This window comes from Rothia sp. HMSC068E02, assembly GCF_001813565.1.
In the GTDB taxonomy this organism is placed as follows: Bacteria; Actinomycetota; Actinomycetes; order Actinomycetales; family Micrococcaceae; genus Rothia.
The window spans coordinates 281,211-304,701 of sequence record NZ_KV812882.1; the positions used below are offsets into that span (position 1 = coordinate 281,211).

Here is a 23,491-nt window from a genome sequence, read left to right on the forward strand (position 1 = left end):
GCCTGCCCCGCAGTTCTGATGAGCTGCGGGGCAGGCTATTTTTGTTTGACGGCTGGCGGATGTGCCAGAGCGGGTGCTGGAAGCGGCTTTAGTTTGCCAGGTTCTCCTGACCAGCCTGTGCGCCGCGTGCCGCGTTCAGGCGCTCCTGCGCGCCCTGCAGCCACGCCTCGCAGCGGGCGGCAAGCGCCTCGCCACGCTCCCACAGGGCGATGGAGGTCTCCAAATCACTGGCGCCGGACTCCAGCTGGCGCACGACCTGCTCCAGCTCGGCACGCGCCTGCTCGTAGCCGAGGGTTTCGACGGGTGCGCCCAGCTCGGCGCTGTTGAAGCTAATGTTCTCGCTCATTGAGGAACCTTTCAGGGGTAAAAACTAGGGGTAAAACGTAGGGGTATCGAGGTTTAGGAGATGTTTGAGGGATCCGTAGAAGTCACGGCCGCCTGCGCCGAACCGGTCGCCGCACGCACCGTAATCTGCTCGCCCTCGCTCAGCCCCGAAGCGTCACGCACAATAGCGCCCGCGGCATCCTGAACGATGGAGTAGCCGCGGTTGAGCGTCTGCGCAGGCGAGAGCGAACGCACCCGCGCCAACGTATGCGACAGAGTCGCCGACTCACGCTCCAAGCGGTGCTGCACCGAACGGTGAGCGCGCTCGCGTAGCTGGCTCAGCTCCTCCACACGCATGAGCAGGGAGGACTCCGGGTGGGTGAGCACCGGGCGGCTTCGCAGCTGGGCAATGTAGTTCATCTGCATGCCCACGTAGCCGAGTACCGCGCGGTCCAGGCGGGCGCGGGCCTCGGTGATGCGGGCGGTTTCCTCCGAAATATCGGGCACGATGCGCTTACCCGCATCGGTGGGGGTGGAGGCGCGCAGATCGGCAACCGCATCGAGGATGGGGGAGTCTGCCTCGTGACCGATTGCCGAGACTACCGGGGTGGCCGCCGCCGCGACGGCGCGGATGAGCGCCTCCTCAGAGAAGGGCAGCAGGTCTTCGAAGGAGCCGCCGCCTCGGGCGATGACGATGACGTCCACCTCCGGGTGGGCGTCCAGTTCGGCGAGCGCGGCAATGACCTCAGCCGCCGCGCCTTCACCCTGCACGCGGGTATTGCGCACCTCGAAGACCACGCCGGGCCAGCGCAGGGAGGCGTTGCGGATAACGTCCTTCTCCGCGTCAGAATCGCGACCGGTAATCAGACCCACACGATTCGGCAGCATGGGCAGCGGCTTCTTCCGCGCGTCAGAGAACAGCCCCTCAGCGGCGAGAGCTTCACGTAGACGCTGCAGCTGCTCGTGCAGGTTGCCGGTGCCGACCGCGTACACTTCCTTGCCGATGAGGGAGAGCTTGCCGTTCTTCCACAGGCTCGGCTTGGCGCGGGTGACGATGCGAGCGCCTACGGTCACATCAGCCGCCAGGCCGCTACCGGCACGCCCGAAGAGCGCGAGGGTGAAGGAGAAGTCTTCGTTGAGGTCTTTGAGCTCCATGAAGACGTTGCCACCGCGGCCGTTGAGGGAGGCGACTTGCGCCTCCACCCAGAGCTCGGGAACCTTGTCTACGTAGTTTTTGAGGTTCTGCGCGAGCAGGGCGAGGGGCCAGGGGTTGGTGGCGGTGGTTTCCTGAGACTTCCCGGGAAGCTGCCGCTCGTGCACGGGCGGCACCACCAGCGCGGGTGCCGGCTGCGCTGCGGAGGGGTTGTAGAAGTTCATAATCTCTATTGTCCCTGATTGGTCGGTTATGCGCCTGCGCACAGGTCAGCCTGGCGACTCGGGTAGCTTGCACGCAGTGCAGGCAGAACTTAGCTTCTGGCGCATTCTGCGGGTCTGAATCGGCTTTGAACACTGTGAGCGGGTACCCTAGGCTCATGCGCTCACCCGATCAGTCAGCACATCAGAACAACGCCCTCAACACCGCCGCGGCTTCGTCAGCGGCGGGTACTGGCGCGCAAAACTACCCGGCGGACGCGACCCGAGTCGTCGATACTCGGATTACCCGCACGGACGGCTACTATACGGCGGATGAAGACACCACTCTGCTACAGCCCACGCGCACGCTCGGCCACGCCGCAGCCTCCACCAAGGCTGAACTGCATGCCGCCCCCGAGCCTCCTTTTGCGGCAGGTTTGCGGAGGTTCCTGACCGTTGTGCTGTGCGCCCTGGCCCTGGTGACCGGTCTGGGTGCAACCGCGGGTGCCTGGGTGAACTCCAAGCTCATGTCAGAGCGCGGTTTCTCGCAGATTTCCTCCAACCTGGCGGAGGATTCGCAGCTCGCCTCGCGCATCGCGGACGGCGCAGTCGAAGACCTCATGAAGTCGGAGGCTATGACAACCTTCCTCGACGGCACCAAACAAAGCGGCTTATACTCCATTCTTGTAAAGCCGACACAAGACGGCATACGTTCCATGCTCAACCGTTCCGCGGCTGAGCTGTCAAAAACTGAAGAATATCGAAGCCTCTGGAAGGAAATAGCCGAGGAAACTCGCCGCTACAACCTTGAACACCAGGACGGCCCCGCCGTCATTGTGCTCACCCCCTTCTACCGTGCGCTGGACGCGAAGGTCGGCTCTATCGGCTCCTTCGACCCTGACCTGACCAAGCTCGGCCCTGAAACCCTCAACATTGACCGGGTGAAGGACGGCAACAGTCAGCAGGGACAACAGGAGCAGCAGGAGTGGTTCCTGCACGCAGGCATTAACCGTGCCGCCGCGCTGGGCAAGTCCACCATGCCGCTGACCATCATTTCGGTGCTGAGCCTGCTGCTGGCTACGCTGCTGGCACCCAGGCACCGCATCCTGGTGCCGGTGTTCACGGCTCTGCTCTACGCCCTGCTGGGCTGGGGCGCGGCAGCCTGGTTCGGCGGCCAAACCCCTGAATCCCTGGGAATTACCAGCCACAGCACCGCCGGAACGGCGCTGATTACCGGGGTATGGAACCAGCTTGCACCGTCACTGACCGGGCACTTGCAGGCGGCGGCAAGCTACGGGCTGGTCATGGCGATTCTCGCCCTGCTGATCGGTATTCTGATTCGCCTCATCGCCCTGGGACGTAGCTCTGCGAGCGGTGCCACAGTCATCACACACTAAAAGTCCGAACAACGTAGGATAGTAACCATGTCCACTGAAACTATTGCCCTGGGCCTGCCGCCCGTACCCCGCGAGCGCCGCAGCCGCGCCGACGTTGAAGCCGCCGCACCCGTCAACGGCGAGAAGAAGGTCCTGCTCGCCACCCCGCGCGGTTACTGCGCCGGCGTTGACCGTGCCGTGATTGCTGTCGAGAAGGCGCTGGAACACTACGGCGCGCCCGTCTACGTGCGCAAGCAGATTGTTCACAACCGCCACGTGGTGGAGACCCTGGAAAAGCAGGGCGCAATCTTCGTTGATGAAGTGGACGAAGTACCCGAAGGTTCCGTGACCGTGTTCTCCGCGCACGGAGTGTCCCCCGCAGTGGTTTCGGCTGCCGGTGAGCGCTCGCTGAACACCATTGACGCGACCTGCCCCCTGGTGAACAAGGTGCACCGCGAAGCTGTGCGCTTCGCCAAGCAGGACTACGACATCCTGCTCATTGGTCACACCGGCCACGAAGAGGTCGAAGGTACCGCAGGTGAGGCGCCCGAGCACATCCAGATCGTGAACTCGCCCGACGAGGTGGACCAGGTGACCGTCCGCAACCCGGAAAAGGTCGTCTGGATTTCTCAGACCACCCTGTCCGTGGACGAGACCCTCGAAACCGTGGCGCGTCTGCGTGAGCGTTTCCCGTCCCTGCAGGATCCGCCCTCGGACGACATCTGCTACGCAACCTCCAACCGCCAGGGCGCTATCAAGGAGATCGCTCCGCGCGCAGACCTGGTGATTGTGGTCGGTTCGGCGAACTCCTCGAACTCCGTGCGCCTGAAGGAAGTAGCACTCGAATACGGCGCTAAGCGTGCCGAGCGTGTGGACTTCGCACACCAGGTCGACGAATCCTGGTTCGAGGGTGTAGCAACCGTGGGCCTGACCTCCGGCGCGTCCGTGCCCGAGGTTCTGGTTCAGGAGGTGCTGGCTCTGCTCGCCGAGTACGGCTACAGCACCATCGAAGAGGTCGAGACCGCGAAGGAAGATATTCTCTTCTCCCTGCCGAAGGAACTGCGTTCCGCTCTGAAGAATGACGAGAACGTGGGCCGCCAGCTCGGTGGCCGCGGCGCTAAGCCCACTCGTTAAAGGCTTGCTCAAGAGCTTATAGATCCCCGTATCTTCTCCCGTTTGGGATTGGATACGGGGATTTTTGTATCTGCTGTGCAGGATGCACGGGTAGGGGTATTTGCACAGCTTTTGCTGTCACGCCACGCGGGGGAGTGCCCCCTCTGCGGCGCTGGGGCGCCTTGAGGACGGAGCCCCCGCTTCGCGTGACCGCCTCCGCTGCTGGGGGAGTTCCCCTTCTGCGGCGCCCCAACAACGATTGATACAGGCGCCTTGAGGACGGAGCCCCCGCTTTGCGTAACCGACCGCGATGCTCGCATGTCCTCAACTCATGACATTTGTCATGTGCAGGTCATGACACTCTGTACCGCAGCGGCGCGAAAACCGGCGGTGTAATAGAAACATGAACACCGCAGCACTTCAGAACAGCAAGCACAACACCGCAGAAACCGTTATTTCTGCCCGCTCCCTCCGCCAGGTTTTCACCACCCGTGCGGCAGGCACCGTGGTCGCCGTCGACTCGATTGACCTGACCGTCAAACGTGGCGAAATCATCGCCCTGCTCGGCCCCAATGGCGCAGGTAAGACCACCCTCATCGACATGATTCTTGGTCTGACCCAGCCCAGCGGCGGTGAGTTGAGCGTCTTCGGTCGCAACGCCTCCGAGGCTGCACGCGCCGGTCTGCTCGGTGCGGTTCAGCAGACCGGTGGCCTGCTCAAGGATCTGACGATCCGCGCCACGGTCGAGATGATTGCGGCGCTGTACCCCAAGCCCATTGACGTGGATGAGGTACTCGCCGGTGCCGACCTGACCGATATTGCTAAGCGTAAGGTCGGCAAGTGCTCGGGCGGTCAGCAGCAGCGTCTGCGTTACGCCCTGGCGACCATGCACTCGCCGGAACTGCTGATTCTGGACGAGCCGACCGCCGGCATGGACGTGAATGCGCGCCGCACCTTCTGGGAGCGTATGGAAGCCATCGCAGAACGTGGAACGACCATTCTTTTTGCGACGCACTACCTGGAAGAAGCACAGAACTTCGCCCAGCGCATCGTGCTCATGGAATCCGGCTCCATCATTGCTGACGGCTCCTCCGATGAGATTCGCGCCCTGACCGGCCACCGCCACCTTTCCTTCCTCGCACCCGCGCCCATCACCGACCTGGATGTGCCGGTCGAGGTGACCGAAGAGTCCGGAGGGTACCGCCACCGCATCTCCGTGCTGGAGATTGAGCAGGTACTGCGCACTCTGCTGAATAACTACAGCATCAGCGACCTGGAGGTCACCAAGCCCTCCCTGGACGAGTCCTTCACCCTGCTGACCGAGCAGGCCGCCGCCTCCAAGGCATCCGACGCCTAAACATCAGACTGCCTAAACACCACATCATCTAAACGCTACACCGCCGCTACACACCTCAAGGAAAACATCATGCTCCGCTACGCACTCTACGACATCCGCGCTTCTATTCTCTCGACCGACCGTTTCTTCTTCGGCGTGGCACTGCCGATTGTCTTCTTCCTGCTCTTTGGCGCGATGCAGGACTACTCCTCCCAACAGATGGGCGACGGCAACGTAGCGGCCTACGTCATGATTGGCATGGCGCTGTACGGTGCTGTGCAGAACACCGTGGCGATTAGCGGCAGCACCGTCACCGAGCTCTCCAGCGGCTGGAACCGCCAGCTGGCGCTGACCCCGCTGACCACCGGCAAGTACCTGGGTGCGAAGGCTCTGACCGCCCTGGTGATTTCTGCGCTGCCGGTGATTGCGGTGAACATTGTGGGCATGTTTACCGGTGTTGAGATTCCTGTGAACCAGCAGCTTGCAGCCGGCGCGCTGACGGTGCTGTGCGGTCTGGTGTTCGCCTTCTACGGCATCATGATGGGTCTGCTGATTCGTAACGAGAACGCCGTGTCCATTGCGAACGGTCTGCTGGTGATTATGAGCTTCTTCGGTACCGTGTTCTCCCCGCTGAGCACCGACCTGCTGAAGTACGCCCGCTTCACCCCGCTGTACGGTGCTGCCGAGATTGCCCGCTACCCCTTCGCCGCAGGTCAGACCATTATTCTGGGTGGTGAGGACTGGTTCGTGACCGAGCCGCTCTGGTACGCCGTAGTGAGCCTGGTCGTGTGGGCGGCTATCTTCCTGGGTGTTTCTGCCCTGCTGATGCGCCGCGCAACTCGCCGCTAAACGCTTCTTCCCGCCGCAGCCTCGAACCTCCGAGGCTGCGGCGGAAGCCGTATCCACTCATACTGCATCTACTAACACAGCCCCTACTGACACCGCCGCACCGGTGGCATCTGCACCCGCGGCACCCGCACGTTAGGCTAGAACCATGACCGAAATCCACACCCACCCGCACAACACTGACCAGGCTCGCGCCGTGAACGAATACCCCCACGCAGAGAACGAGGCGGCACCCTCCGCCGCGAAGCGCACCCTGGGCAAGCACCGCTTCCGCTTCCTCTACCGTGAACGCCGTGGCAACGTGAACTGGCTGGCGCTGGGCTTTAGTGCCCCGTGGCTGGTGTTTCTGCTCATGCCGCTGGACAGCTTCCTCACCACCCCGGAGTTGGGGCCGGTGCGCTGGGCCGGTGTGGCGCTGGTGGCACTGTTTGCGGTGGTGAACTGCTCGGCGTACGCGGTGCCGTGGCTGGTGCCGGTCGCCTCCACGGTGCGTCGAAGCGTCATCTGGACGCTACTGATGGCGCTGCCTGTGGTTGGCCTGACGGCGCTGCGGTTGGAATCGGCGTATATGGTGTTCTTGTCGTTCAGCATGTACTTTGTGGCGTTCTGGATTTTTGGCACAATCGCCCCGTACCGCCTGCGCTTGGGTGTAGCGGCGACGATTGCCCTGGCCTGCTGGCTAATTTTTATGGCGAGCATCGGCTTTGATGTCACCGCGCGCGGTGGTATGGCCCTCTTTATTGGTGCACCGATGGTGGGCATGCTGGGCTTCTCCTACCTGATTGAGCTGGGCGAACGCGCGGACGTGGCGCGTGCCTCCCTGGCGCTCTCTGAGGAACGTGAAGAGATTGCCCGCGACGTGCACGACGTGCTCGGACACTCCCTGACCGTCATCACCCTCAAAGCTGAGCTGGCGCAGCGTCTGCTGGAGATTGACCCCGCCCGCGCCGGCGCGGAGATGGAGGCGATCGCGCAGCTGTCCCGCGCATCCCTGGCGGAGGTTCGCTCAACCGTGACGCGCCTGCGTGTGCCCGACTTCTCGGGTGAGATTGAGGGTGCGGGTCGTGCCCTGCAGACTGCCGGTATTCGCGCCGAACTGCCGGATGCTCAGAGCGCGCTCGCGGTGGCTGGCGTGAACGCGAAGCTGTTCTCTTGGGTGCTGCGTGAGGCGGTCACGAACATGGTGCGCCACTCGGGCGCGAACGCGGCGCGGGTGCGTCTGAGCGCAACCGGCCTGGATATCCTCGATAACGGCGTGGGTGCGGGCGATGCGCGCGGTAACGGCCTGACGGGCATGGCTCAGCGCGTGGCGGCGTCCGGCGGTAGCGTGGTGATTGAGCCGGCACCCGAGCAGTGGCTGGCTGAGAACCCTGGCGGTGGGGTGGGTACGCGCATCCGTGTGAGCATGGACGGTGACACCTCACTGCTGTAGGTAGGTTCTGCAGATTGTGGAACTTGTCGCCGCGCCCTGGACGGGGGAGCTACCCGCCCCTGTATGGTGGTGGTAGACAACCTCACGCGGTTGTTCCGCCCGCCTTATCACCCCGTCTTCAGCCCTGGGAGGCTCCCATGATTCGTGTTCTGCTCGCTGACGATCAGCAGCTCATCCGTGAGGCTCTTGCCGCTCTGCTGGGTCTGGAGGTTGACCTGCAGATTGTGGGTCAGGTCGGTAGTGGTGATGAGGTGTTGGGTGCTGTCGCCCTGCTGAAGCCGGACGTGGTGCTGTTGGATGTGCAGATGCCCGGTACTTTGCTGGCTGATGGTATTGAGGCGGCTGCGGCGCTGCGTGATGCGGGTGCGGTGAGTGAGTCGGGTGAGCCGGTGCGTACGCTGATTGTGACGACTTTTGGGCGCCCGGGCTATGTGCGCCGCGCCCTGGAGGCTGGTGCGAGTGGTTTCGTGGTGAAGGATACGGGGGCTCGCCAGTTGGCGGAGGCGATTCGTCGTGTGCATGCGGGGTTGCGTGTGGTGGATCCGTCGTTGGCGGCGGATTCTTTGGTGACGGGTGCTTCTCCGTTGACGGAGCGTGAGGCGCAGGTGCTGCGTGAGGCGGCGTCGGGTGGTACGGCTCAGCAGATTGCGTCGGCGTTGTTTTTGTCGGCGGGTACGGTGCGTAATTATTTGTCGGCGGCGATGGCGAAGACGGGTGCGTCGACTCGTCAGGATGCGGTGCGTATCGCCACGGAGAACGGCTGGCTCTAACCCGCTGCTCTCATCAACACGGGCGGCTCCTGCGCGAACACGGTAGAATGGTAGTGTCTATGCCCGCAGGCGCCCCGCACCCGTTTCTTCTTGAGGCTGGCGGTGTCGCGCTTGGAAGCGGGCACCATTTTCGCCCTGTGCCCGCCCGCACCCGCCGCATCACGTACGCGGCGCATCCTGAGTGTTTGGCGGGGTACATGATTCGAAGGAAAACTTGTGGCTCTAACTATCGGCATTGTTGGCCTGCCTAACGTGGGCAAGTCCACCCTGTTCAACGCTCTGACCGGCAACACTGTGCTGGCGGCTAACTACCCGTTCGCGACCATTGACCCGAACGTGGGCGTGGTGAACCTGCCGGATGCGCGTCTGAACCGTCTGGCTGAGATTTTTGGTTCGGAGCGTATTCTGCCTGCGACTGTTTCGTTCGTTGATATTGCGGGTATTGTGAAGGGCGCTTCTGAGGGTGAGGGTCTGGGTAACAAGTTCCTCGCGAACATTCGTGAGGCGCACGCTATCGCGCAGGTGGTGCGTGCGTTTGATGACCCGGACGTCATTCACGTGGACGGCAAGGTCGATCCCGCCTCCGATATGGAGACCATTAACACTGAGCTGATTCTGGCTGACCTGCAGACTCTGGAGAACGCTATTCCGCGTCTGGAGAAGGCTGTGAAGATTAAGAAGGGTGACGCCGCTCAGCTGGAGACCTATAAGGCTGCGCAGAAGATCCTGGAGGATGGTGACACCATCATTTCTCGTGCGAAGGACGCGAAGCTGGAGCTGGCTCACTTGAAGGAGCTGAACCTGCTGACTGCTAAGCCGTTCATTTACGTGTTCAACGCGGATGAGGGCATTCTGGCGTCTGAGGAGAAGCAGCAGGAGCTGCGTGACATGGTGGCGCCGGCTGAGGCTGTGTTCTTGGATGCGAAGCTGGAGGCTGATCTGGTGGAGCTGTCTGAGGAGGAGGCTCGCGAGATGCTGGAGATGAACGGTCAGGATGAGTCCGGCCTGGACCAGCTGGCTCGCGTGGGCTTCTCGACTCTGGGGCTGCAGACTTACCTGACTGCTGGCCCGAAGGAGGCTCGCGCCTGGACTATTTACAAGGGTGATACTGCGCCGCAGGCTGCCGGTGTGATTCACTCTGATTTTGAGCGCGGCTTCATTAAGGCTGAGGTTGTGTCGTTCAAGGACCTGGATGAGGCTGGCTCCATGGCGGAGGCGAAGGCTCGCGGTAAGGTCCGTATGGAGGGCAAGGACTACATCATGCAGGACGGCGACGTAGTCGAGTTCCGCTTTAACGTCTAGGAGGAAGAAGTAATGATGAACGCTCTACACCCAGTTACCGCTCCTTCAGTTCAGCCCGTCGGGTCGGTCCCTGAAGGAAAGGTGGCCGACTTCCTGACCGGGAAATTCGTCAAGGACACCCCGGAGGAGTATATCCGGCAGAACATCGAGAAGGCGCTTGTGCGACAGTACAAGTATCCCCCAGGCGATTGCACCCCGGAGTTCACCATCAGGGTTGGATCTTCGCGTAAGCGCGTGGACATCGTGGTATTCAACAAGGACTCCGACCACACCCAGGCGAACGCCTACATTCTTGTCGAGACCAAGAAGGCCGACGTCAAGCCCACGCATCGCACTGAGGGGGTCGGCCAGCTACAGTCGTACATGGCTTCCAGTCTCAATGTCAGGTACGGGATGTGGACGAACGGTACTGATCGGTTCTGCTTTGCCAAGCGCGGTGACAGCAAGGGCGGCTGGACGTTCGAGGAGATTATCGACATACCCGGATTCGGTCAGACAGAGGCTGACGCCCAGAGACCGAGTCGCAAAGACCTCAAGGTCGCCACTGCCGACAACCTGTTGTTTGCCTTCCGGCGCTGCCATAACTACATCGCCGCCCATGAGGGAAAGCAGAAGACAGAGGCCTTTTGGGAGCTGCTCAAGCTGATCTTCACAAAAATCGAGGACGAACGCGCCCCCAAGCTGAACTTCTTCGCCACTCCTTCCGAGCGTGGTAGTTCGACGGTCGCCCCAGCGGCGAAGAAGCGTATCCAAGACCTTTTTGAGCAGCGCGTCGTCAAGAAGTACCCGACAATCTTCGAGGCCAGAGACGTTGACATCGACCTCAAGCCCGAGGTGGTGGCCTACGTCGTCACCGAGCTACAAGGTTACTCCCTCCTGCGCTCGCCCGTTGATGTCAAGGGCGTCGCTTACGAAGAGATCGTCGGTTCGAATCTCCGCGGAGACCGCGGTGAGTTTTTCACGCCGCGCAACGCCTGCCGCATGGCCGTCACGATGCTCGACCCGCAGCCGGGTGAGCGGATCCTCGATCCCTCGTGCGGCACCGGCGGCTTCCTCATCACAGGCATGAACCACGCGCTCGACTACATCGAGAAGTCTGAGCGGGACCAGTGGGTGGACCCAGCCCGGGGCTCGGAGTACGAGCAGGCGGAGCTCTACCGTCGCCGTGACGAGTACTTCCGCCAGTGCGTCTTCGGCATCGACCTGAATCCCGCGCTTGTGCGGGCAGCGAAGATGAACATGGTCATGAACAACGACGGCTCCGGCGGCCTGTTCCAGGCCAACACGCTCGAGAACCCGCACAAGTGGTCGTCGATGCTACGTGAGTCCATCCCGCTCGCCTCCATCGACGTGATCGTGTCCAACCCGCCATTCGGTGCGAAGATCCCGATCGACGACGAAGAGATTCTTTCCCAGTACGACTTGGCAGCCGTCTGGGACCAGGACGAGAATGGCGTGTGGGCAATCAGGCTCGATAAGCACGGTAGCCGCGTCCTGCAGAAGTCGCAGCCGCCGGAGATTCTTTTTATCGAGCGGGCGCTACAGCTGCTTAAGCCCGGGACTGGTCGGATGGCCATGGTCATCCCTAACGGAATCCTCAACAATCCCGGCAACGCCTACATCCGAAGCTGGATTCTGAAGCGCGCTCAGATCCTTGCTGTCGTTGACATGCAACGCGATCTTTTCCAGCCGAAGAACGACACGCAGACTTCGATGGTGCTGATGCGCCGACTTGACGATGTTGAGGTCGATGAGGCCGAGGCCAACGGTCTCGACTACCCGGTGTTTATGGCTGTTGCGGAGAAGATCGGACACGACAAGCGGGGCAACGTAATCTACCGCCGGACTTCTGACGGTGAGGACGCTCTGGTCAAGCGCATCGAGACGATTTCCGAGATCGACCAGGTAACGGGCTCCGAGGTTGTGCGCCAGATCGAGGTCACTGAGCGTCAGGTTGACGATGAGCTCGGTGAGGTTGCCGACGCCTACCGCCGTTGGCTGGAGGCTCAACCGTGATTATCGCGCCCGTCCGATCGCAGGTGGCGTTCTCCGAAGGTCGCCTCGATGCCAAGTATTACTGTTCGCCGGGCGTGCTCGCCAACGAGCGCGTGCAGATGCTCGGCGCTTCAGGTGTCGTGCTTCGCACGGTTGGTGGCGACGGTGGCCTCGGACAGGTCGGAGCGACCTCGCGGACTCGTCGCGTGTACGCGGCCCAAGGTGAGGAGTCACTGCCGTATCTGCGACCGTATGATGTGTTCGACTATCTCCCTCAGCCAGCAGACCAGCTGTCGAAGAGCGGGAGCGCCGGACTAGAAAGTCTGATGCCAGAGGTGGGCACGATCCTCCAGACGTGCTCCGGCAGGAATCTGGGCCCCCTTGCGTACGCGGACGAATACATCAGTCAGTTCGTCGTCAGCGACGACATGCTGAGGTTGCATATCGCGGACGAGACTGACCGCCTCTATGTGCTGGCATTCCTTAGTACGCCGACCGGGCAAGCTCTACTGACGCGTAGCAAGACTGGCAACGTAATCGACCACCTCTCGGCTGACGATCTTGCGTCCGTGCGGGTTCCGTTCCTCGACGCACAGGTGGTGAACGATATTGCCGAAACTATGGGTGGAGTCGTGAAGACGCGCGAGCGGTCACGACTCCGACTCCAACAGCTCGTCCGCGAATTCGTAGAAGATCTGCCGCCCATCCCGTCGTCAACCCCGCTCCGTGAGGGGTGGACCGTACGCGCCACCGACCTCAGATCACGGCTCGATGTCGCAGTCCACGACCCGATTGTTGGTCAGATTCGCTCGGACCTATTGGCGTTGGGTGGGAAGCGGGTACAGGAAATCGCCGAGACTTCGATGCCGAACCGCTACAAGCGCTACTACGTCGACGAGGGTCACGGGCGTCCGATCATGTCGGGGCGACACCTGTTGCAGATGAAGCCTGTCAACCTTCAATACATCTCCGCCCGTGCCCTCGACTTCGAGGCGTATGAGTTGGGTGCTGGAACTCTCGTGTTCGGTGCGCGTGGACGGGCCGAAGAACGTATCTCGCTCCCGGCGCTTATCACCGATGATCGGGCTGCATGGTTGGCAAGCCACAACGTTATGCGGGTTCGTCCCAAAGCGAATGTCAGTCCTGGCTGGCTGTACCTCTGTTTTTCGACTGACCATGTACAGCGGCAGGTAAAGGCGAGCGCCTTTGGGTCCGTAGTTGACGTTGTCGACCCTGTCAATCTCAATGAAGTCGTGTTGCCGCCGATGGACGAGGATCTTGGGCACGAGGCTTACGAGTGTTGGCAGAAGTTCGCTGAGGCCAGTCGGGTAGAAGCCGACGTGATTGACCGGCTCGAGAACGCGATGTTGTCGAGACTGGAGACTGTGTAAGCCTGGACTGTCGCGCGAAAGAATGCCCTGGCGGATCCGCCAGGGCATTCTCGTGATCCGCGTTTAGTTGCGTAATCAACAAGTGCGTCGAGTTCTTCGTAGCCTGCAAGGTTCGAAGTTAGAGGGGAATGTGTGGATTTCCGCTTCAACGTCTAAGCGATAAAAATATAAAAAACGGAGCCCCGCACTGTACACACAGTGCGGGGCTCCGCTCTATTAGCCCTCGCGCGCCACAACAGGCAGCCGCCCGGGTGTAAGCCTTATCGACCGGGATTAGTGGTCAGCACCAACCATAACGTTGGACGCCTTAATCACTGCGTATGCAGTCTCGCCAACCTTCAGGCCCAGCTCCTTGATGGACTCGTTGGTGATGGAAGCAGAGATAACAACCTCCGGAGCGATCTCAATCTTAACGATGCCGTTGGTAGCACCCTCGGTGATCTCAACAACCTTGCCAGCGAACTGGTTACGTGCGGAAAGCTTCATGAAGTCGTGCCTTTCACTCAATAAACGTACAAATGCCCTAGATACTTTACACACTTTATCTTCTGCATAATGTGCAAAAACCCGAATTTTCGCAAATATTACGCAAATTTTATGTTCTTAGTTTCCCCAACTCCCCCTCCACCTCAGATGAGCCGCAGATGACATGCAGAAAAGTAGGCTTGAAACCCACCAAATGGTATAGTCAGCACGAACGCGAGAATCCTCGCACCCTCCACCGTCGCACCCCTGCCTTGCTGACGCGCGCCCACACGCCGCAGCACCACCGCCCAACGCTGCGGTAACCAGGTGCAGGGGAACGGCGCATCCGCACAGACAGAAGAAGGAACCATGAGCGAAAACCTCAACGAAATCGAAGCACCCGCCTGCCCCGAATGCAACGAAAACTACACCTACGAGATGGGCGAACTCTGGGCATGCCCCATGTGCGGCCACGAATGGGAACGCACCGCAGCCGGCGAAACCGAAGAAGAAGCAGGCTCCAAGGTTCTCGACTCCGTCGGTAACGAGCTCGTCGACGGCGACTCCGTCACCATCGTCAAGGGCCTGAAGGTCAAGGGCGGCGCAGACATCAAGGCAGGCACCAAGGTGCGCGGCATCCGCCTGCTCGAATCCCCTGTCAACGGCCACGACATTGAGGCGAAGGTCCCCGGCGCAGGCCAGATGTACCTGAAGTCCTCCGTGGTGAAGAAGGCATAAGCCAAGGCGATATAAGCCAAGAATACACAAAACGCCTCCTGCGAGGCGCAGAAAAGGCGGCACCTCCCGCACTAGCTCACGCTAGGGGAGGTGCCGCCTTATGCTTTATAAAAATTGCTTAGGTTTTAAAAGAAATTAGCAAATATCTCTTTACTTTTTACCGGTCAAGCCCATGTACAGGGAAATGGTCAGCATTGCAGCAATAATTGAGATAATCCAGCGGATCCAGTCAATGCCGCTAGTGTCTGCAACACCCAGCTGGGTCGCTGCCCAGGTACCGATAGCTGCGCCGACAGCACCGCAGATAATGGTCCAAAGAATCGAAATGTTCTGGCGGCCTCGCATAAAGAAGCGTGCAAGTGCACCAATAATTGCGCCGGTAATAATGGTGCCAATAAAAGTACCCATTGTAATCTCCTTGGGTTTATATATCTGCCACTGTGGCAGATAGTATGTTGTTTTCAATTATACGTAAATATGATATAAGAAGAGCTTATATGAGCTTTTATTAAGCTAAAAGCACCTTAACGTTTTATCTCTAAAACACTAAGGTGCTTTTCTCATTAATGAGATGCGTGTCGAACGCATCGAATGATGAATGTATTGGCTACTTCGACTTACGCCAAATCTTCAGAGCGCTACAAATCATCGGCAGCTGCAGGGGCAGACGACCGTACGCAATAGCCTTACGCTGAGTGGACTGGTTACGCGCATCCAGCGCCATCTGAATATTCGCGGGGAACACTGCAACAAACAGCAGAGCCGCAAGCAGACCACCGGCACGGCGGGTCTTGTCATTAGCCAGCAGGGCGGCGGTGCCCAGCTCGGCCGCACCCGACGCGTGAGTGTACGCGTGCGCAGGACCCGGCAGGTACTTCGGCACAATCGAGTCGAAGGGATCCGGGATGATGAAGTGCAGCGCACCCATTACAGCGAGGGCACGAGCCATGCGAGTAGCCGAGCGCTCAGCGCTGTACTCTTTCTTCTTAAAAATACTCATGCTCCCATTATGCGCCTGTCAGAGGCGTATTCCTCGGCTCAATGGTGCGCTAACCGTCGCGTGTTTGACTGTCTAAAATGCGGACTTGGCACGTCAAACAGAAAACGTTGTTCAAAAGCAGGTAAGATAGGGAGCAACGGCACCACGTGCGGATGACACCCCGCCTGCCCTCACCTTCAGGTGAGTCGCCAGACGGAGTAAAACACTGGGTGCCCTTCAGAACAATCAAAGGAGTACATCATGAAGAAGATTCTGTTCATCGCTATCCTGGCAGGCGCCGCATACTTCGGTTACAAGAAGTTCGTTGCCTAAATAGCTAGCCCTCGGGCACTCTACATATCCTTAAGCAACGGAAAACCCGCCGTCTCACATATGCACCATATGCGAGACGGCGGGTTTCTCGTATGCCCAACTTCTTGGGCATCAAACACGTAGCCTATAAGGTGAACCGGCTATTCGCTCGGCGGAACCTCACCGGTCATCACAACCTTGTTCTGCGAAGAGCTCCAGCTGAACTCAGCAGTCGTGCGACCGCTCGCGCTGGCGGAACTCTCATCGCCCTTCACGTAACGGTAGGTCACGCTAATCGAGCTGTCCGAGGTACGGGTAATCACCGGAGAGAACGAGTACGGCTCATAGGTTGCGGTACCAATGAACTTGCCGCGGTGGAACAGCAGAATGTGGTGCGCCATCGAGGAGATGCAGCAATCAGACGGGGAAGAACCCGGAATCGCGTCAATCCACGACAGCTCAGCACAGGGGTCGTAACCCTCGTACGTGCGCGAAACGTTCGTCCACTGATCCCACTTGCTCTTATTCTTCAGCTCGCGCAGAGCCTTAGACACCACGGTCGATGCAGAATCAGACGCGCAGGTGGAATCCTTCTTAGACTCAGACTTAGCCTCAGACTTGGAATCCGACTTCGACTCGGATGCGGTCGGCTCAGCATGAACCGTAATCGTCACCACCGACGGCACCGGAGCAGGCGACGAAGCACTCGGGGTAGCGCTTGCGGATGCGCTCGGGGTAGCGCTAGGGCTCGCCGACGGGGTCGGGAACAGTGCCTGAGTGGAGGTCGCGCTCGCGGATGCAGAAGCGCTGCTAGAAGAAGACACTACGGTACCCGAAACAGCAGAATCAGTGCTTGCCGAGCAGGAAGTGACAACAAGAGCTAGAGCGGCGCCCAGTGCGGGTAGAGCCAAAGCGGTGCGGCCGGTGAAACGGCGGTGAGTAGAAGACATGAATACTCCTGAAGATGCGCGGCAACGCGCATCGGTGCTGGTCAAGAAGTGAATAGTGTGAACTCGTCCAGTATAGGGAAAAAGAGGCGAGCACGCGGTGCGTGCAGTCAGTGCCGTTCGTTACCGTAGAGTCACAGGCCGGGATTACCGCTAGACAGCGGCTACAGCAGGGCCAGAAGAAGTGAAGCAACGTAGCAGAAAATCAGCTATGCGGAAACTCTGCCCGCTAGTGCCTGTGTCCCCTTGCACACCCGCCCTATCCGGGGGACAATGAAGGCATGGCTGAAGTAACTCTACAGAACGAACTCGTAATCCACACCAACGGCGACCTGCCCGCAGTCGGCGCAAAGCTGCCCGAATTTTCGGTTCTCGCGGCTGATCTCTCCGAGATTTCCTCCGCAGATTTCGCAGGTAAGAACCTGGTGCTGAACATCTTCCCCTCCGTCGACACCAGTGTTTGCGCAACCAGCGTCCGCACTTTCAACAAGCAGGCTGCAGGCCTGGAGAACACCGTCGTGCTGTGCGTCTCCAACGACCTGCCCTTCGCAATCGGCCGCTTCTGCGCAGCCGAGGGCATTGAAAACGTCGTCACCTCCTCCGCTTTCCGCTCCTCCTTCGGTGAGGACTTCGGCGTGAAGCTCGTGGACGGCCCCCTGGCTGGTCTGCTGGCACGCTCCGTGGTCGTCGTGAACCCCGCCGGTGAGGTTGTCTACACCGAGCTGGTTCCCGAAACCACCAACGAGCCCAACTACGAAGCAGCCCTGGCAGCTATCAAGTAAGCTAAGCTTGGTACGGGAGCTGGATACAATCCCGGCACCCGCACATACTTCCGTCAGGGTTACCTGGCGGTACACAGCACAGCAGATACTGAACGTCTACAGCGCATGGGTTCACCCACACATGCGGCTGGCGACAGCATAACGCCCCGCCCACCCGGTATTTCGGGTGGGCGGGGCGCTTTACTATATCCAGACTTAGTGTTCGGAGGCGCCGGGATGACCGGGAGCGTCGGCTTCGACAGGCTCCTCATCGGCGACCAGCATATGCTCCGGCAGGGTGCCGCGGCGCTTAGCCACCACAAAACGAGAGATAAGTAGCAGCATATACACCACCATCGAAATCAGTAGCATCGACTGCGGCGCCAACACCAAACCAACCACTGCAGATACACCTGCAATAGCTGCGGTGGTACGGTCCTTTGAGCTCTGATAAGCATCGATGGCGAGCACCGCAAAGAGTGCCGTCATCACAAAATCCACGCCCTTGAGCTCACTCAAGAAACTTGCACCCAGCACGTAGCCGAGCGTAGCGCTCGCTAGGACGCTCAGGTGCAGACCCGCATGAATCCACAGGATGCGGGAACCACGCAGCTTATGGCGGTCCGGGCCCGTATTCAGTGCATACGCCTCATCGATGAGGGTGTACACGGTGTAGAACTTCGCCAAACCACCACGCACACGCTCAATCGGGTACGACAGACCGTACATGAGGTGGCGGGAATTAATGAGCAGAGTCATCACGGCGATAGAGAACAGTGACGCATGATTCGACATCATGTCAATCAGCACGAACTCTACCGAACCGGCAAACACCAGTACCGGCAGCAGGGGAGCCACCCAGAACGGCAGATGGTAGCTGTGGACAAGCACACCCAAACCAATACCGACAAAGAACAAACCCAGCATAATCACACCGGCAACGCGCATCGCCTCTGCGAAGCCGCTCTCTCGCGGTTGCTGAGAGCCTTGTGCATCGGGGGAGGCGGGGGCCTCCACCACGGGAATCATGCCGGTTAGCGGAAGCGCAGAAGCAATGACCTGCTCCACCTGCTCGGGAGAAGCCTGATGGGGCGCGGGTTGGCTCGCCTGCTGCGGTGCGGGCTGATCAGCAGAAACAGCGGGGGAAACAGTAGTGGAAGAAACAGACTTCTTAGAGATGCTCATCGTGACCCCCCTAGAAAACCCAGTTAGCCAGCACAACGCAGGTGACGGTACCCGCCACCATGCTCAGCACCATATTTTTACGCCACAGGTGCGCACCCACGGTCACCACCAGGCCCGCCAGGTACGGCGCCGCCGTAGTGAACGAGGAGTAATCAATCTTCGCCACCGCATAGATGGCAAGTAGCGCAACTGCGCCGAGCGGAATCCAGTGGCTGAGCGCATCCAAAAGTTCGGAGCCTGCCAGAGCCTTTTTCAGACCGAAGGGAAGCAGTCGCAACAGAAAAGTAATGCCAGCAGCAACGAACACCGCAGCAAGAATATATCCGGTGGTTACTTCACTGTTCATGAGGTTTATCTCTTTCTGCACATACTCAGCGAAAGAACCCTGAAAGAGTGATAGAACCCTGAACGAGGCGCGCGGGTGAAGCCGCGAAAACATCCGCGAAAGAAAAGGGTAGGGAGAGCCCACTCATAGAGAAGGCGCTAAGTAGTGCGGTAGGTACGTGAGTTGATGAAAGCCGCGAATAGTGAGGCGGAGGGGTATTCCTTCCGGGCAGAGACTACATCTCTGCATGACCTCGGGTGGTGCCGCTCCCGGTGCGGTGTTACTCCGGGGCGGCACAGCGTTCTGCGTCGCTAGTTTCCTTAGCGGTGTCTTTCATCTGAGTCATGGGGTACCTTCACCTCTGGGAGCCTCCGCGCAGGTTCGCGCGGGAGGCATCTTAGTAATCCTAGAAATAGAAAGAGGGGAGAGCGGTGCTCTTCATCTATCCTAGCGGGTTTTGAGCACATATGTAACGTTCTTACCGTTGTGTGGAAGCGGGAGCATCAGCGGCAGCGGCGGTTTCAGCCTCAGCCGCTACCTCATGCACAGCACGATGCGGCAGGGTGCTGCGGCGCTTCGCTACCGGGAAGCGCACCAACAGTAGCACCACATACGAACCCAACGCCATCACCAGGAAAGAGGACGGCGCAAAAATTAGGGCTACCGTGGCAGAAATTGCCATAAATAGTACTGCCACACGATCCGGGTTGGCGCGGTAGCCGTCCATCGCAAGAACCGTGAAGATGGCTACCATCACGAAGTCCACGCCCTTCAGGCTGCTGAGGAAGCTTGCGCCCAGCACATACCCGAGGACTACGCTCAGAACCCACGACACGTAAATCAGCGCGTTCACCCACAGAATGCGCACCCCCGAACGCTCATTGCGGTCAGGGCCGGAGTTAAGAGCAAACGCCTCATCGCAAAGAGTGTGAATCGTCAGAGCCTTAGCCCAGAAACCCTTCACATTGTGCAACGGGTATGAAAGACCGTACACCAGATGGCGCGCATTCACCAGGAACACCGTCAACGCAATCGACGCTAGGGGCGCGCCACCGCTGACCATACCCACCATCAAAAACTCCACCGAACCGGCAAAAACTAGGGCAGATAGCAGCGGCGCAGTCCAGATCGGCAGGCCGTGCGCGTTGAGGATAATACCCAAACCCAAACCCAGCACAGCGATACCGAGCATCACCACGGAAGAATCGGCAACAGCCAAGCGGAAATCACTCTGCGTGCTCGTACGCCCAGTGTCGGGACGCTCAGCGCCGGGGGTCTGTGCCATCAAAGAGTTCCTTGTGTATGTTGTGCTCTTCAAAAAATCTACTGTGTGCGTGAGGGACTTCGAAGCTCCGCCGCGGTTTTCCAGTGTATAGGAGCGCTTAGATGGCCGTCGAGAAAAAGAGTCCGGGAATAAAATATGAGAAACACGCTTATAGTGAATGACGCTAAACAACGCGGCGCTGAATAACCTAGTGACCGTGCAGACAACCCGAAAGGAACCTCAATGGCTGAACAGAACAACGCTGAGCAGAACAACACCGTGCAGACCGCAGAAGAGCAGAAGAAGGTGTACTCGCGCCAGCAGGAACGCCGCGAACTCGAAAACTACCGTCAGACCAAAATCGAGCGCATCGACCGCCTGCGCTACCGTGCCTACGGTGCCAACGGCGCAACCCTCGACTTCGGTGTGGGTGAGGGCCTGCTGACCCCCGTCGAGCTGCTACTCGCCGCTATTGCCGGTTGCTCCTCCGTGGATGTGGACGCGGGTACCTCCCGCCGCTCCACCCCGGAGGTGTTCGAGGTTCTCGCCTCGGCGCTGAAGCAGACCGAAGACGGCGCGGTGCGCCTCGACGACGTTGAGGTGGACTTTGATGTGCGATTCCCCGAGGACGAGCAGGGCGCCAAGGCACAGAAGATGGTGGACCGTCTGATCCAGCTCAGCGAGCAGAAGGACTGCACCGTTTCCCGTACCGTGGAGCACCCCACGAACGTTTCTTTCCACAACCTGGCTGACTAAAGCCGGGTGAGCTGAATAGATCGGGTGAATTAGCCTGATAGGGAACCCTCCCGTACCGCTTATCCATGAGCGGTGCGGGAGGGTTTTTCTGTGTTTTTGTGGTTTTGGGTGGAAAAGAGCCTGAAAAGCGAGTAGGATTGACCCTCAGATTAGGAAAACTTACGGTACGTAAGAAATCCTTAAGATTGAAGAATTTCTTGACCCAGGCACAAACCTTCGGCGACACCACCCGCAGCAGGACTAGACTGGACACCAGACTAGACCGCTAGCAAACGCACGAAGCAATAGCCTCAGAAAGAAGACCTGACATGGCACAGCCTACAGAGACTTCCGGCGCTGCATCGGAAGCCACCCCCGCAGAGGGTGAACTGAAGCGAGGCCTCTCCGCCCGCCACATGCAGATGATCGCAATCGGCGGCGCAATCGGCACCGGCCTCTTCGTCGCATCCGGTAAGACCATCTCCACCGCAGGCCCCGGCGGCGCAATCCTCGCCTACGCCCTCATCGGCATCATGGTGCTCTTCCTCATGCAGTCCCTCGGCGAGATGGCTGCGCACCTGCCCGTCCCCGGCGCATTCCAGACCTACGCGGCACGCTACGTGTCCCCGTCCTTCGGCTTCGCCATGGGCTGGAACTACTGGTTCAACTGGGCGATTACCGTCGCCGCCGAACTCGTCGCCGTCGGCGAGGTGATGAGGTACTGGTTCCCCGATATCCCATCCTGGGTGTGGGCGGCAGGATTCCTCGTGCTGCTGACTGGCATCAACGCCCTCTCGGCACGCTCCTACGGTGAAAGCGAATTCTGGCTCGCCACCATCAAGGTCGTTACGGTGGTCGTCTTCCTCATTGCAGGTATCGCCATGATCTTCGGCATCCTGGGTGGTAGCTCCCCGGGCGTCTCCAACTGGACCGTCGGTGAGGCACCCTTCGTCGGCGGCGCACCCGCCGTACTCGCCATCTTCATGGTGGCAGGCTTCTCCTTCCAGGGCACCGAAATGATCGGTGTGGCTGCCGGCGAATCTGAGAACCCCCGCCGCGACGTGCCCCGCGCGCTGACCAGCGTGTTCTGGCGCATCATGCTCTTCTACATCGGTGCGATGGTCGTCATCGGCTTCCTGATTCCTTACTCCGACCCGAACCTGCTCACCGCAGCGGACGGCAACATCAACATCTCCCCGTTCACCCTCATCTTCGAGCGTGCGGGCATCGCCTTCGCGGCAGCCATCATGAACGCCGTGATCCTTTCCGCAGTGCTCTCTGCAGGTAACTCGGGCCTGTACGTTTCGGCTCGTATGCTCTTCGCGCTCGCCCAGGAGGGTAAGGCACCGAAGATGTTCACCCACATCAACTCCGGCGGCGTGCCCATGAACGCACTGCTGGCAACCGCAGCTATCGGTGCGGTCGGTTTCATCGCCGCACTGCTCTCCCCGGATGGCGCGTACCTGTGGCTGGTGAACGTGTCCGGTCTGGCTGGCTTCATCACCTGGGTGGGTATCGCCGTGGCTCACTACCGTTTCCGCCGCGCATACCTGAAGCAGGGCAACAGCCTGAAGGACCTGCCCTACGTGGCACCGTTCTTCCCCGCAGGCCCGATTATCGCCTTCCTCATGTGCCTGGTCGTTATTGGCGGTCAGAACTACGAGGCGTTCCTGAGCGGCGACTGGGCTGGCGTGCTCAGCTCCTACATTGGCCTGCCCGTGATTATCGCGGTCTGGCTGGTGCACCGCGTGGTCACTCGTGACCGCCTGATTCCGCTGGAGCAGATTGACGTGAGCGGCATCGAGGTTAAGGCTTCGAAGTAACACGAACACTTGCGCCAGCTGATTGAATGAGCTGATACGTGAAGAGCCGCCGGTTCCCCTGACTGAGGGGAGCCGGCGGCTCTTTGCTATCCGCAGTTTATTCCGCACGGGTGGGCTAGACTGTGCGCCCTGTAGCTCTTAGGAGCGGCGGCGCGAGCGCAGAACACTCAAGCCAAGACCAGCACAGATTGCAGCAACACCAATGCCAACAATCACACCAACACTGGATGCACCGGTGTTCGCCAGGGTAGCCTTCTTGGGGCTACTCTCCTGAGCCAGATGATCCTTAGCGAGGCTGTCCTTTGCCAGCGTGTCCTGAGCCGATTGGGCGGCGGTCACCGGAGCCTCCTGAGCGGGATTGCTCTGAGCGGGCTTACTCTTGGGATGCGCCACGGTTGCGTCCTCCAGCTTGTCAGCGTTGGGGGTCTTATCGGCAACCGGTGCTTCCGGCAGTGCAGGAACCGTCGGTGCGTCGGTCGGGTTTACACCGATGGTTGCTTCCGGCAGTGCAGGAACGGTCGGTGCATCCGTCGGGTTTACTCCGATGGTTGCTTCCGGCAGGGGAGCCACGGTGGGTGCATCGGTGGGGTTCACGCCCACGGTTGCCTCGGGCAGGGGTGCCACGGTGGGAGCATCGGTCGGGTTTACACCCACGGTTGCCTCGGGCAGGGGTGCCACGGTCGGCGCGTCGGTCGGGTTTACACCGATGGTTGCTTCCG

The 23,491-nt window shown here is 60.0% G+C and carries 23 protein-coding genes; 13 read left to right on the top strand and 10 right to left on the bottom strand.

Translation table 11 applies throughout. From position 1 onward, the window contains the following. Positions 1-88: 88 nt before the first annotated feature. Positions 89-346 (bottom strand): exodeoxyribonuclease VII small subunit, encoded by a 258-nt coding sequence (locus HMPREF2919_RS02895; RefSeq protein ID WP_049327598.1) that lies wholly within the window; start codon positions 344-346, stop codon positions 89-91. 53 nt (positions 347-399) lie between these two features. Beyond that, complete coding sequence (xseA, locus tag HMPREF2919_RS02900) at positions 400-1,701, bottom strand: exodeoxyribonuclease VII large subunit (protein WP_049360474.1); 1,302 nt, start codon at positions 1,699-1,701, stop codon at positions 400-402. Positions 1,702-1,856: 155 nt separating this feature from the next. Between xseA and HMPREF2919_RS02905 the strand changes: the two genes are divergently transcribed. From HMPREF2919_RS02905 to HMPREF2919_RS02945, 9 genes are all read left to right on the top strand, one after another. After that, the gene (locus HMPREF2919_RS02905; protein WP_070666121.1) at positions 1,857-3,074 is read left to right on the top strand and encodes a dehydrogenase; all 1,218 of its coding nucleotides are present in this window, start codon (positions 1,857-1,859) and stop codon (positions 3,072-3,074) included. A gap of 27 nt (positions 3,075-3,101) precedes the next feature. After that, a complete protein-coding gene (locus tag HMPREF2919_RS02910; RefSeq protein WP_049341830.1) occupies positions 3,102-4,187 on the top strand; it encodes a 4-hydroxy-3-methylbut-2-enyl diphosphate reductase in 1,086 nt (361 codons plus the stop codon). 382 nt (positions 4,188-4,569) lie between these two features. Then, entirely contained in the window at positions 4,570-5,523 is a 954-nt protein-coding gene (locus HMPREF2919_RS02915) for an ABC transporter ATP-binding protein (RefSeq protein ID WP_070593688.1), read from the top strand. A 69-nt stretch (positions 5,524-5,592) separates the two neighbouring features. Continuing rightward, on the top strand, positions 5,593-6,351 hold the full coding sequence (locus HMPREF2919_RS02920) for an ABC transporter permease (protein ID WP_049356415.1): 759 nt from the start codon (positions 5,593-5,595) through the stop codon (positions 6,349-6,351). Between the two features lie 145 nt (positions 6,352-6,496). Then, positions 6,497-7,780, top strand: coding sequence for a sensor histidine kinase (locus HMPREF2919_RS02925; protein ID WP_070593686.1), 1,284 nt, complete (start codon positions 6,497-6,499; stop codon positions 7,778-7,780). A 137-nt stretch (positions 7,781-7,917) separates the two neighbouring features. Further along, positions 7,918-8,550 (top strand): response regulator transcription factor, encoded by a 633-nt coding sequence (locus HMPREF2919_RS02930; RefSeq protein WP_005508461.1) that lies wholly within the window; start codon positions 7,918-7,920, stop codon positions 8,548-8,550. Positions 8,551-8,766: 216 nt separating this feature from the next. Continuing rightward, positions 8,767-9,852, top strand: coding sequence for a redox-regulated ATPase YchF (gene ychF / locus HMPREF2919_RS02935; protein ID WP_005505132.1), 1,086 nt, complete (start codon positions 8,767-8,769; stop codon positions 9,850-9,852). An 81-nt stretch (positions 9,853-9,933) separates the two neighbouring features. Further along, complete coding sequence (locus HMPREF2919_RS02940) at positions 9,934-11,868, top strand: type I restriction-modification system subunit M (RefSeq protein WP_210398959.1); 1,935 nt, start codon at positions 9,934-9,936, stop codon at positions 11,866-11,868. Next, the gene (locus HMPREF2919_RS02945; RefSeq protein ID WP_070634836.1) at positions 11,865-13,238 is read left to right on the top strand and encodes a restriction endonuclease subunit S domain-containing protein; all 1,374 of its coding nucleotides are present in this window, start codon (positions 11,865-11,867) and stop codon (positions 13,236-13,238) included. The genes HMPREF2919_RS02940 and HMPREF2919_RS02945 overlap by 4 nt, the downstream gene beginning before the upstream one ends. A gap of 273 nt (positions 13,239-13,511) precedes the next feature. On the opposite strand, the gene HMPREF2919_RS02950 is transcribed toward HMPREF2919_RS02945, so the two are convergent. Further along, positions 13,512-13,724, bottom strand: a complete 213-nt coding sequence (locus tag HMPREF2919_RS02950) for a TOBE domain-containing protein (protein WP_005505155.1) — start codon at positions 13,722-13,724, stop codon at positions 13,512-13,514. A 348-nt stretch (positions 13,725-14,072) separates the two neighbouring features. Here HMPREF2919_RS02950 and HMPREF2919_RS02955 point away from each other — a divergent pair, with 348 nt between their 5' ends. After that, a complete protein-coding gene (locus tag HMPREF2919_RS02955; RefSeq protein ID WP_049327608.1) occupies positions 14,073-14,441 on the top strand; it encodes a zinc ribbon domain-containing protein YjdM in 369 nt (122 codons plus the stop codon). 150 nt (positions 14,442-14,591) lie between these two features. On the opposite strand, the gene HMPREF2919_RS02960 is transcribed toward HMPREF2919_RS02955, so the two are convergent. The 3 genes from HMPREF2919_RS02960 to HMPREF2919_RS02970 form a co-directional block, all read right to left on the bottom strand. Continuing rightward, positions 14,592-14,849: a GlsB/YeaQ/YmgE family stress response membrane protein gene (locus tag HMPREF2919_RS02960; protein ID WP_044150247.1), complete on the bottom strand. Its 258-nt coding sequence runs from the start codon at positions 14,847-14,849 to the stop codon at positions 14,592-14,594. A gap of 199 nt (positions 14,850-15,048) precedes the next feature. Continuing rightward, positions 15,049-15,441, bottom strand: coding sequence for a DoxX family protein (locus HMPREF2919_RS02965; protein ID WP_049358632.1), 393 nt, complete (start codon positions 15,439-15,441; stop codon positions 15,049-15,051). 452 nt (positions 15,442-15,893) lie between these two features. Continuing rightward, the gene (locus HMPREF2919_RS02970; protein ID WP_070666124.1) at positions 15,894-16,682 is read right to left on the bottom strand and encodes an LppP/LprE family lipoprotein; all 789 of its coding nucleotides are present in this window, start codon (positions 16,680-16,682) and stop codon (positions 15,894-15,896) included. A gap of 278 nt (positions 16,683-16,960) precedes the next feature. Here HMPREF2919_RS02970 and tpx point away from each other — a divergent pair, with 278 nt between their 5' ends. Further along, on the top strand, positions 16,961-17,461 hold the full coding sequence (gene tpx / locus HMPREF2919_RS02975) for a thiol peroxidase (protein WP_049346965.1): 501 nt from the start codon (positions 16,961-16,963) through the stop codon (positions 17,459-17,461). Between the two features lie 195 nt (positions 17,462-17,656). Here tpx and HMPREF2919_RS02980 read toward each other — a convergent pair whose 3' ends face one another. The 3 genes from HMPREF2919_RS02980 to HMPREF2919_RS02990 all read right to left on the bottom strand — a co-directional run bounded on the left by HMPREF2919_RS02980 (position 17,657) and on the right by HMPREF2919_RS02990 (position 20,235). Next, positions 17,657-18,625 (bottom strand): AzlC family ABC transporter permease, encoded by a 969-nt coding sequence (locus tag HMPREF2919_RS02980; protein WP_070666129.1) that lies wholly within the window; start codon positions 18,623-18,625, stop codon positions 17,657-17,659. Between the two features lie 10 nt (positions 18,626-18,635). Next, entirely contained in the window at positions 18,636-18,971 is a 336-nt protein-coding gene (locus HMPREF2919_RS02985) for a branched-chain amino acid transporter permease (RefSeq protein WP_044150250.1), read from the bottom strand. Positions 18,972-19,428: 457 nt separating this feature from the next. Next, a complete protein-coding gene (locus tag HMPREF2919_RS02990) occupies positions 19,429-20,235 on the bottom strand; it encodes an AzlC family ABC transporter permease (RefSeq protein WP_044150252.1) in 807 nt (268 codons plus the stop codon). A gap of 222 nt (positions 20,236-20,457) precedes the next feature. Between HMPREF2919_RS02990 and HMPREF2919_RS02995 the strand changes: the two genes are divergently transcribed. Next, the gene (locus tag HMPREF2919_RS02995) at positions 20,458-20,970 is read left to right on the top strand and encodes an OsmC family protein (protein ID WP_210398960.1); all 513 of its coding nucleotides are present in this window, start codon (positions 20,458-20,460) and stop codon (positions 20,968-20,970) included. Positions 20,971-21,278: 308 nt separating this feature from the next. Continuing rightward, positions 21,279-22,772 carry an amino acid permease gene (locus HMPREF2919_RS03000; RefSeq protein ID WP_049354198.1) on the top strand — a complete coding sequence of 498 codons (1,494 nt, stop codon included), beginning with the start codon at positions 21,279-21,281 and terminating at the stop codon, positions 22,770-22,772. 138 nt (positions 22,773-22,910) lie between these two features. Here HMPREF2919_RS03000 and HMPREF2919_RS03005 read toward each other — a convergent pair. Next, the coding region (locus HMPREF2919_RS03005; protein WP_141754845.1) for an LPXTG cell wall anchor domain-containing protein at positions 22,911-23,491 on the bottom strand (581 nt) is incomplete at its 5' end.

Bases quoted from the DNA above. Each gene is read 5' to 3' on its own strand.
- HMPREF2919_RS02895 (WP_049327598.1), bottom strand. From the start codon at position 346: ATGAGCGAGAACATTAGCTTCAACAGCGCCGAGCTGGGCGCACCCGTC.
- xseA (WP_049360474.1), bottom strand. From the start codon at position 1,701: ATGAACTTCTACAACCCCTCCGCAGCGCAGCCGGCACCCGCGCTGGTG.
- HMPREF2919_RS02905 (WP_070666121.1), top strand. From the start codon at position 1,857: ATGCGCTCACCCGATCAGTCAGCACATCAGAACAACGCCCTCAACACC.
- HMPREF2919_RS02910 (WP_049341830.1), top strand. From the start codon at position 3,102: ATGTCCACTGAAACTATTGCCCTGGGCCTGCCGCCCGTACCCCGCGAG.
- HMPREF2919_RS02915 (WP_070593688.1), top strand. From the start codon at position 4,570: ATGAACACCGCAGCACTTCAGAACAGCAAGCACAACACCGCAGAAACC.
- HMPREF2919_RS02920 (WP_049356415.1), top strand. From the start codon at position 5,593: ATGCTCCGCTACGCACTCTACGACATCCGCGCTTCTATTCTCTCGACC.
- HMPREF2919_RS02925 (WP_070593686.1), top strand. From the start codon at position 6,497: ATGACCGAAATCCACACCCACCCGCACAACACTGACCAGGCTCGCGCC.
- HMPREF2919_RS02930 (WP_005508461.1), top strand. From the start codon at position 7,918: ATGATTCGTGTTCTGCTCGCTGACGATCAGCAGCTCATCCGTGAGGCT.
- HMPREF2919_RS02950 (WP_005505155.1), bottom strand. From the start codon at position 13,724: ATGAAGCTTTCCGCACGTAACCAGTTCGCTGGCAAGGTTGTTGAGATC.
- HMPREF2919_RS02955 (WP_049327608.1), top strand. From the start codon at position 14,073: ATGAGCGAAAACCTCAACGAAATCGAAGCACCCGCCTGCCCCGAATGC.
- HMPREF2919_RS02960 (WP_044150247.1), bottom strand. From the start codon at position 14,849: ATGGGTACTTTTATTGGCACCATTATTACCGGCGCAATTATTGGTGCA.
- HMPREF2919_RS02965 (WP_049358632.1), bottom strand. From the start codon at position 15,441: ATGAGTATTTTTAAGAAGAAAGAGTACAGCGCTGAGCGCTCGGCTACT.
- HMPREF2919_RS02970 (WP_070666124.1), bottom strand. From the start codon at position 16,682: ATGTCTTCTACTCACCGCCGTTTCACCGGCCGCACCGCTTTGGCTCTA.
- tpx (WP_049346965.1), top strand. From the start codon at position 16,961: ATGGCTGAAGTAACTCTACAGAACGAACTCGTAATCCACACCAACGGC.
- HMPREF2919_RS02980 (WP_070666129.1), bottom strand. From the start codon at position 18,625: ATGAGCATCTCTAAGAAGTCTGTTTCTTCCACTACTGTTTCCCCCGCT.
- HMPREF2919_RS02985 (WP_044150250.1), bottom strand. From the start codon at position 18,971: ATGAACAGTGAAGTAACCACCGGATATATTCTTGCTGCGGTGTTCGTT.
- HMPREF2919_RS02990 (WP_044150252.1), bottom strand. From the start codon at position 20,235: ATGGCACAGACCCCCGGCGCTGAGCGTCCCGACACTGGGCGTACGAGC.
- HMPREF2919_RS02995 (WP_210398960.1), top strand. From the start codon at position 20,458: ATGGCTGAACAGAACAACGCTGAGCAGAACAACACCGTGCAGACCGCA.
- HMPREF2919_RS03000 (WP_049354198.1), top strand. From the start codon at position 21,279: ATGGCACAGCCTACAGAGACTTCCGGCGCTGCATCGGAAGCCACCCCC.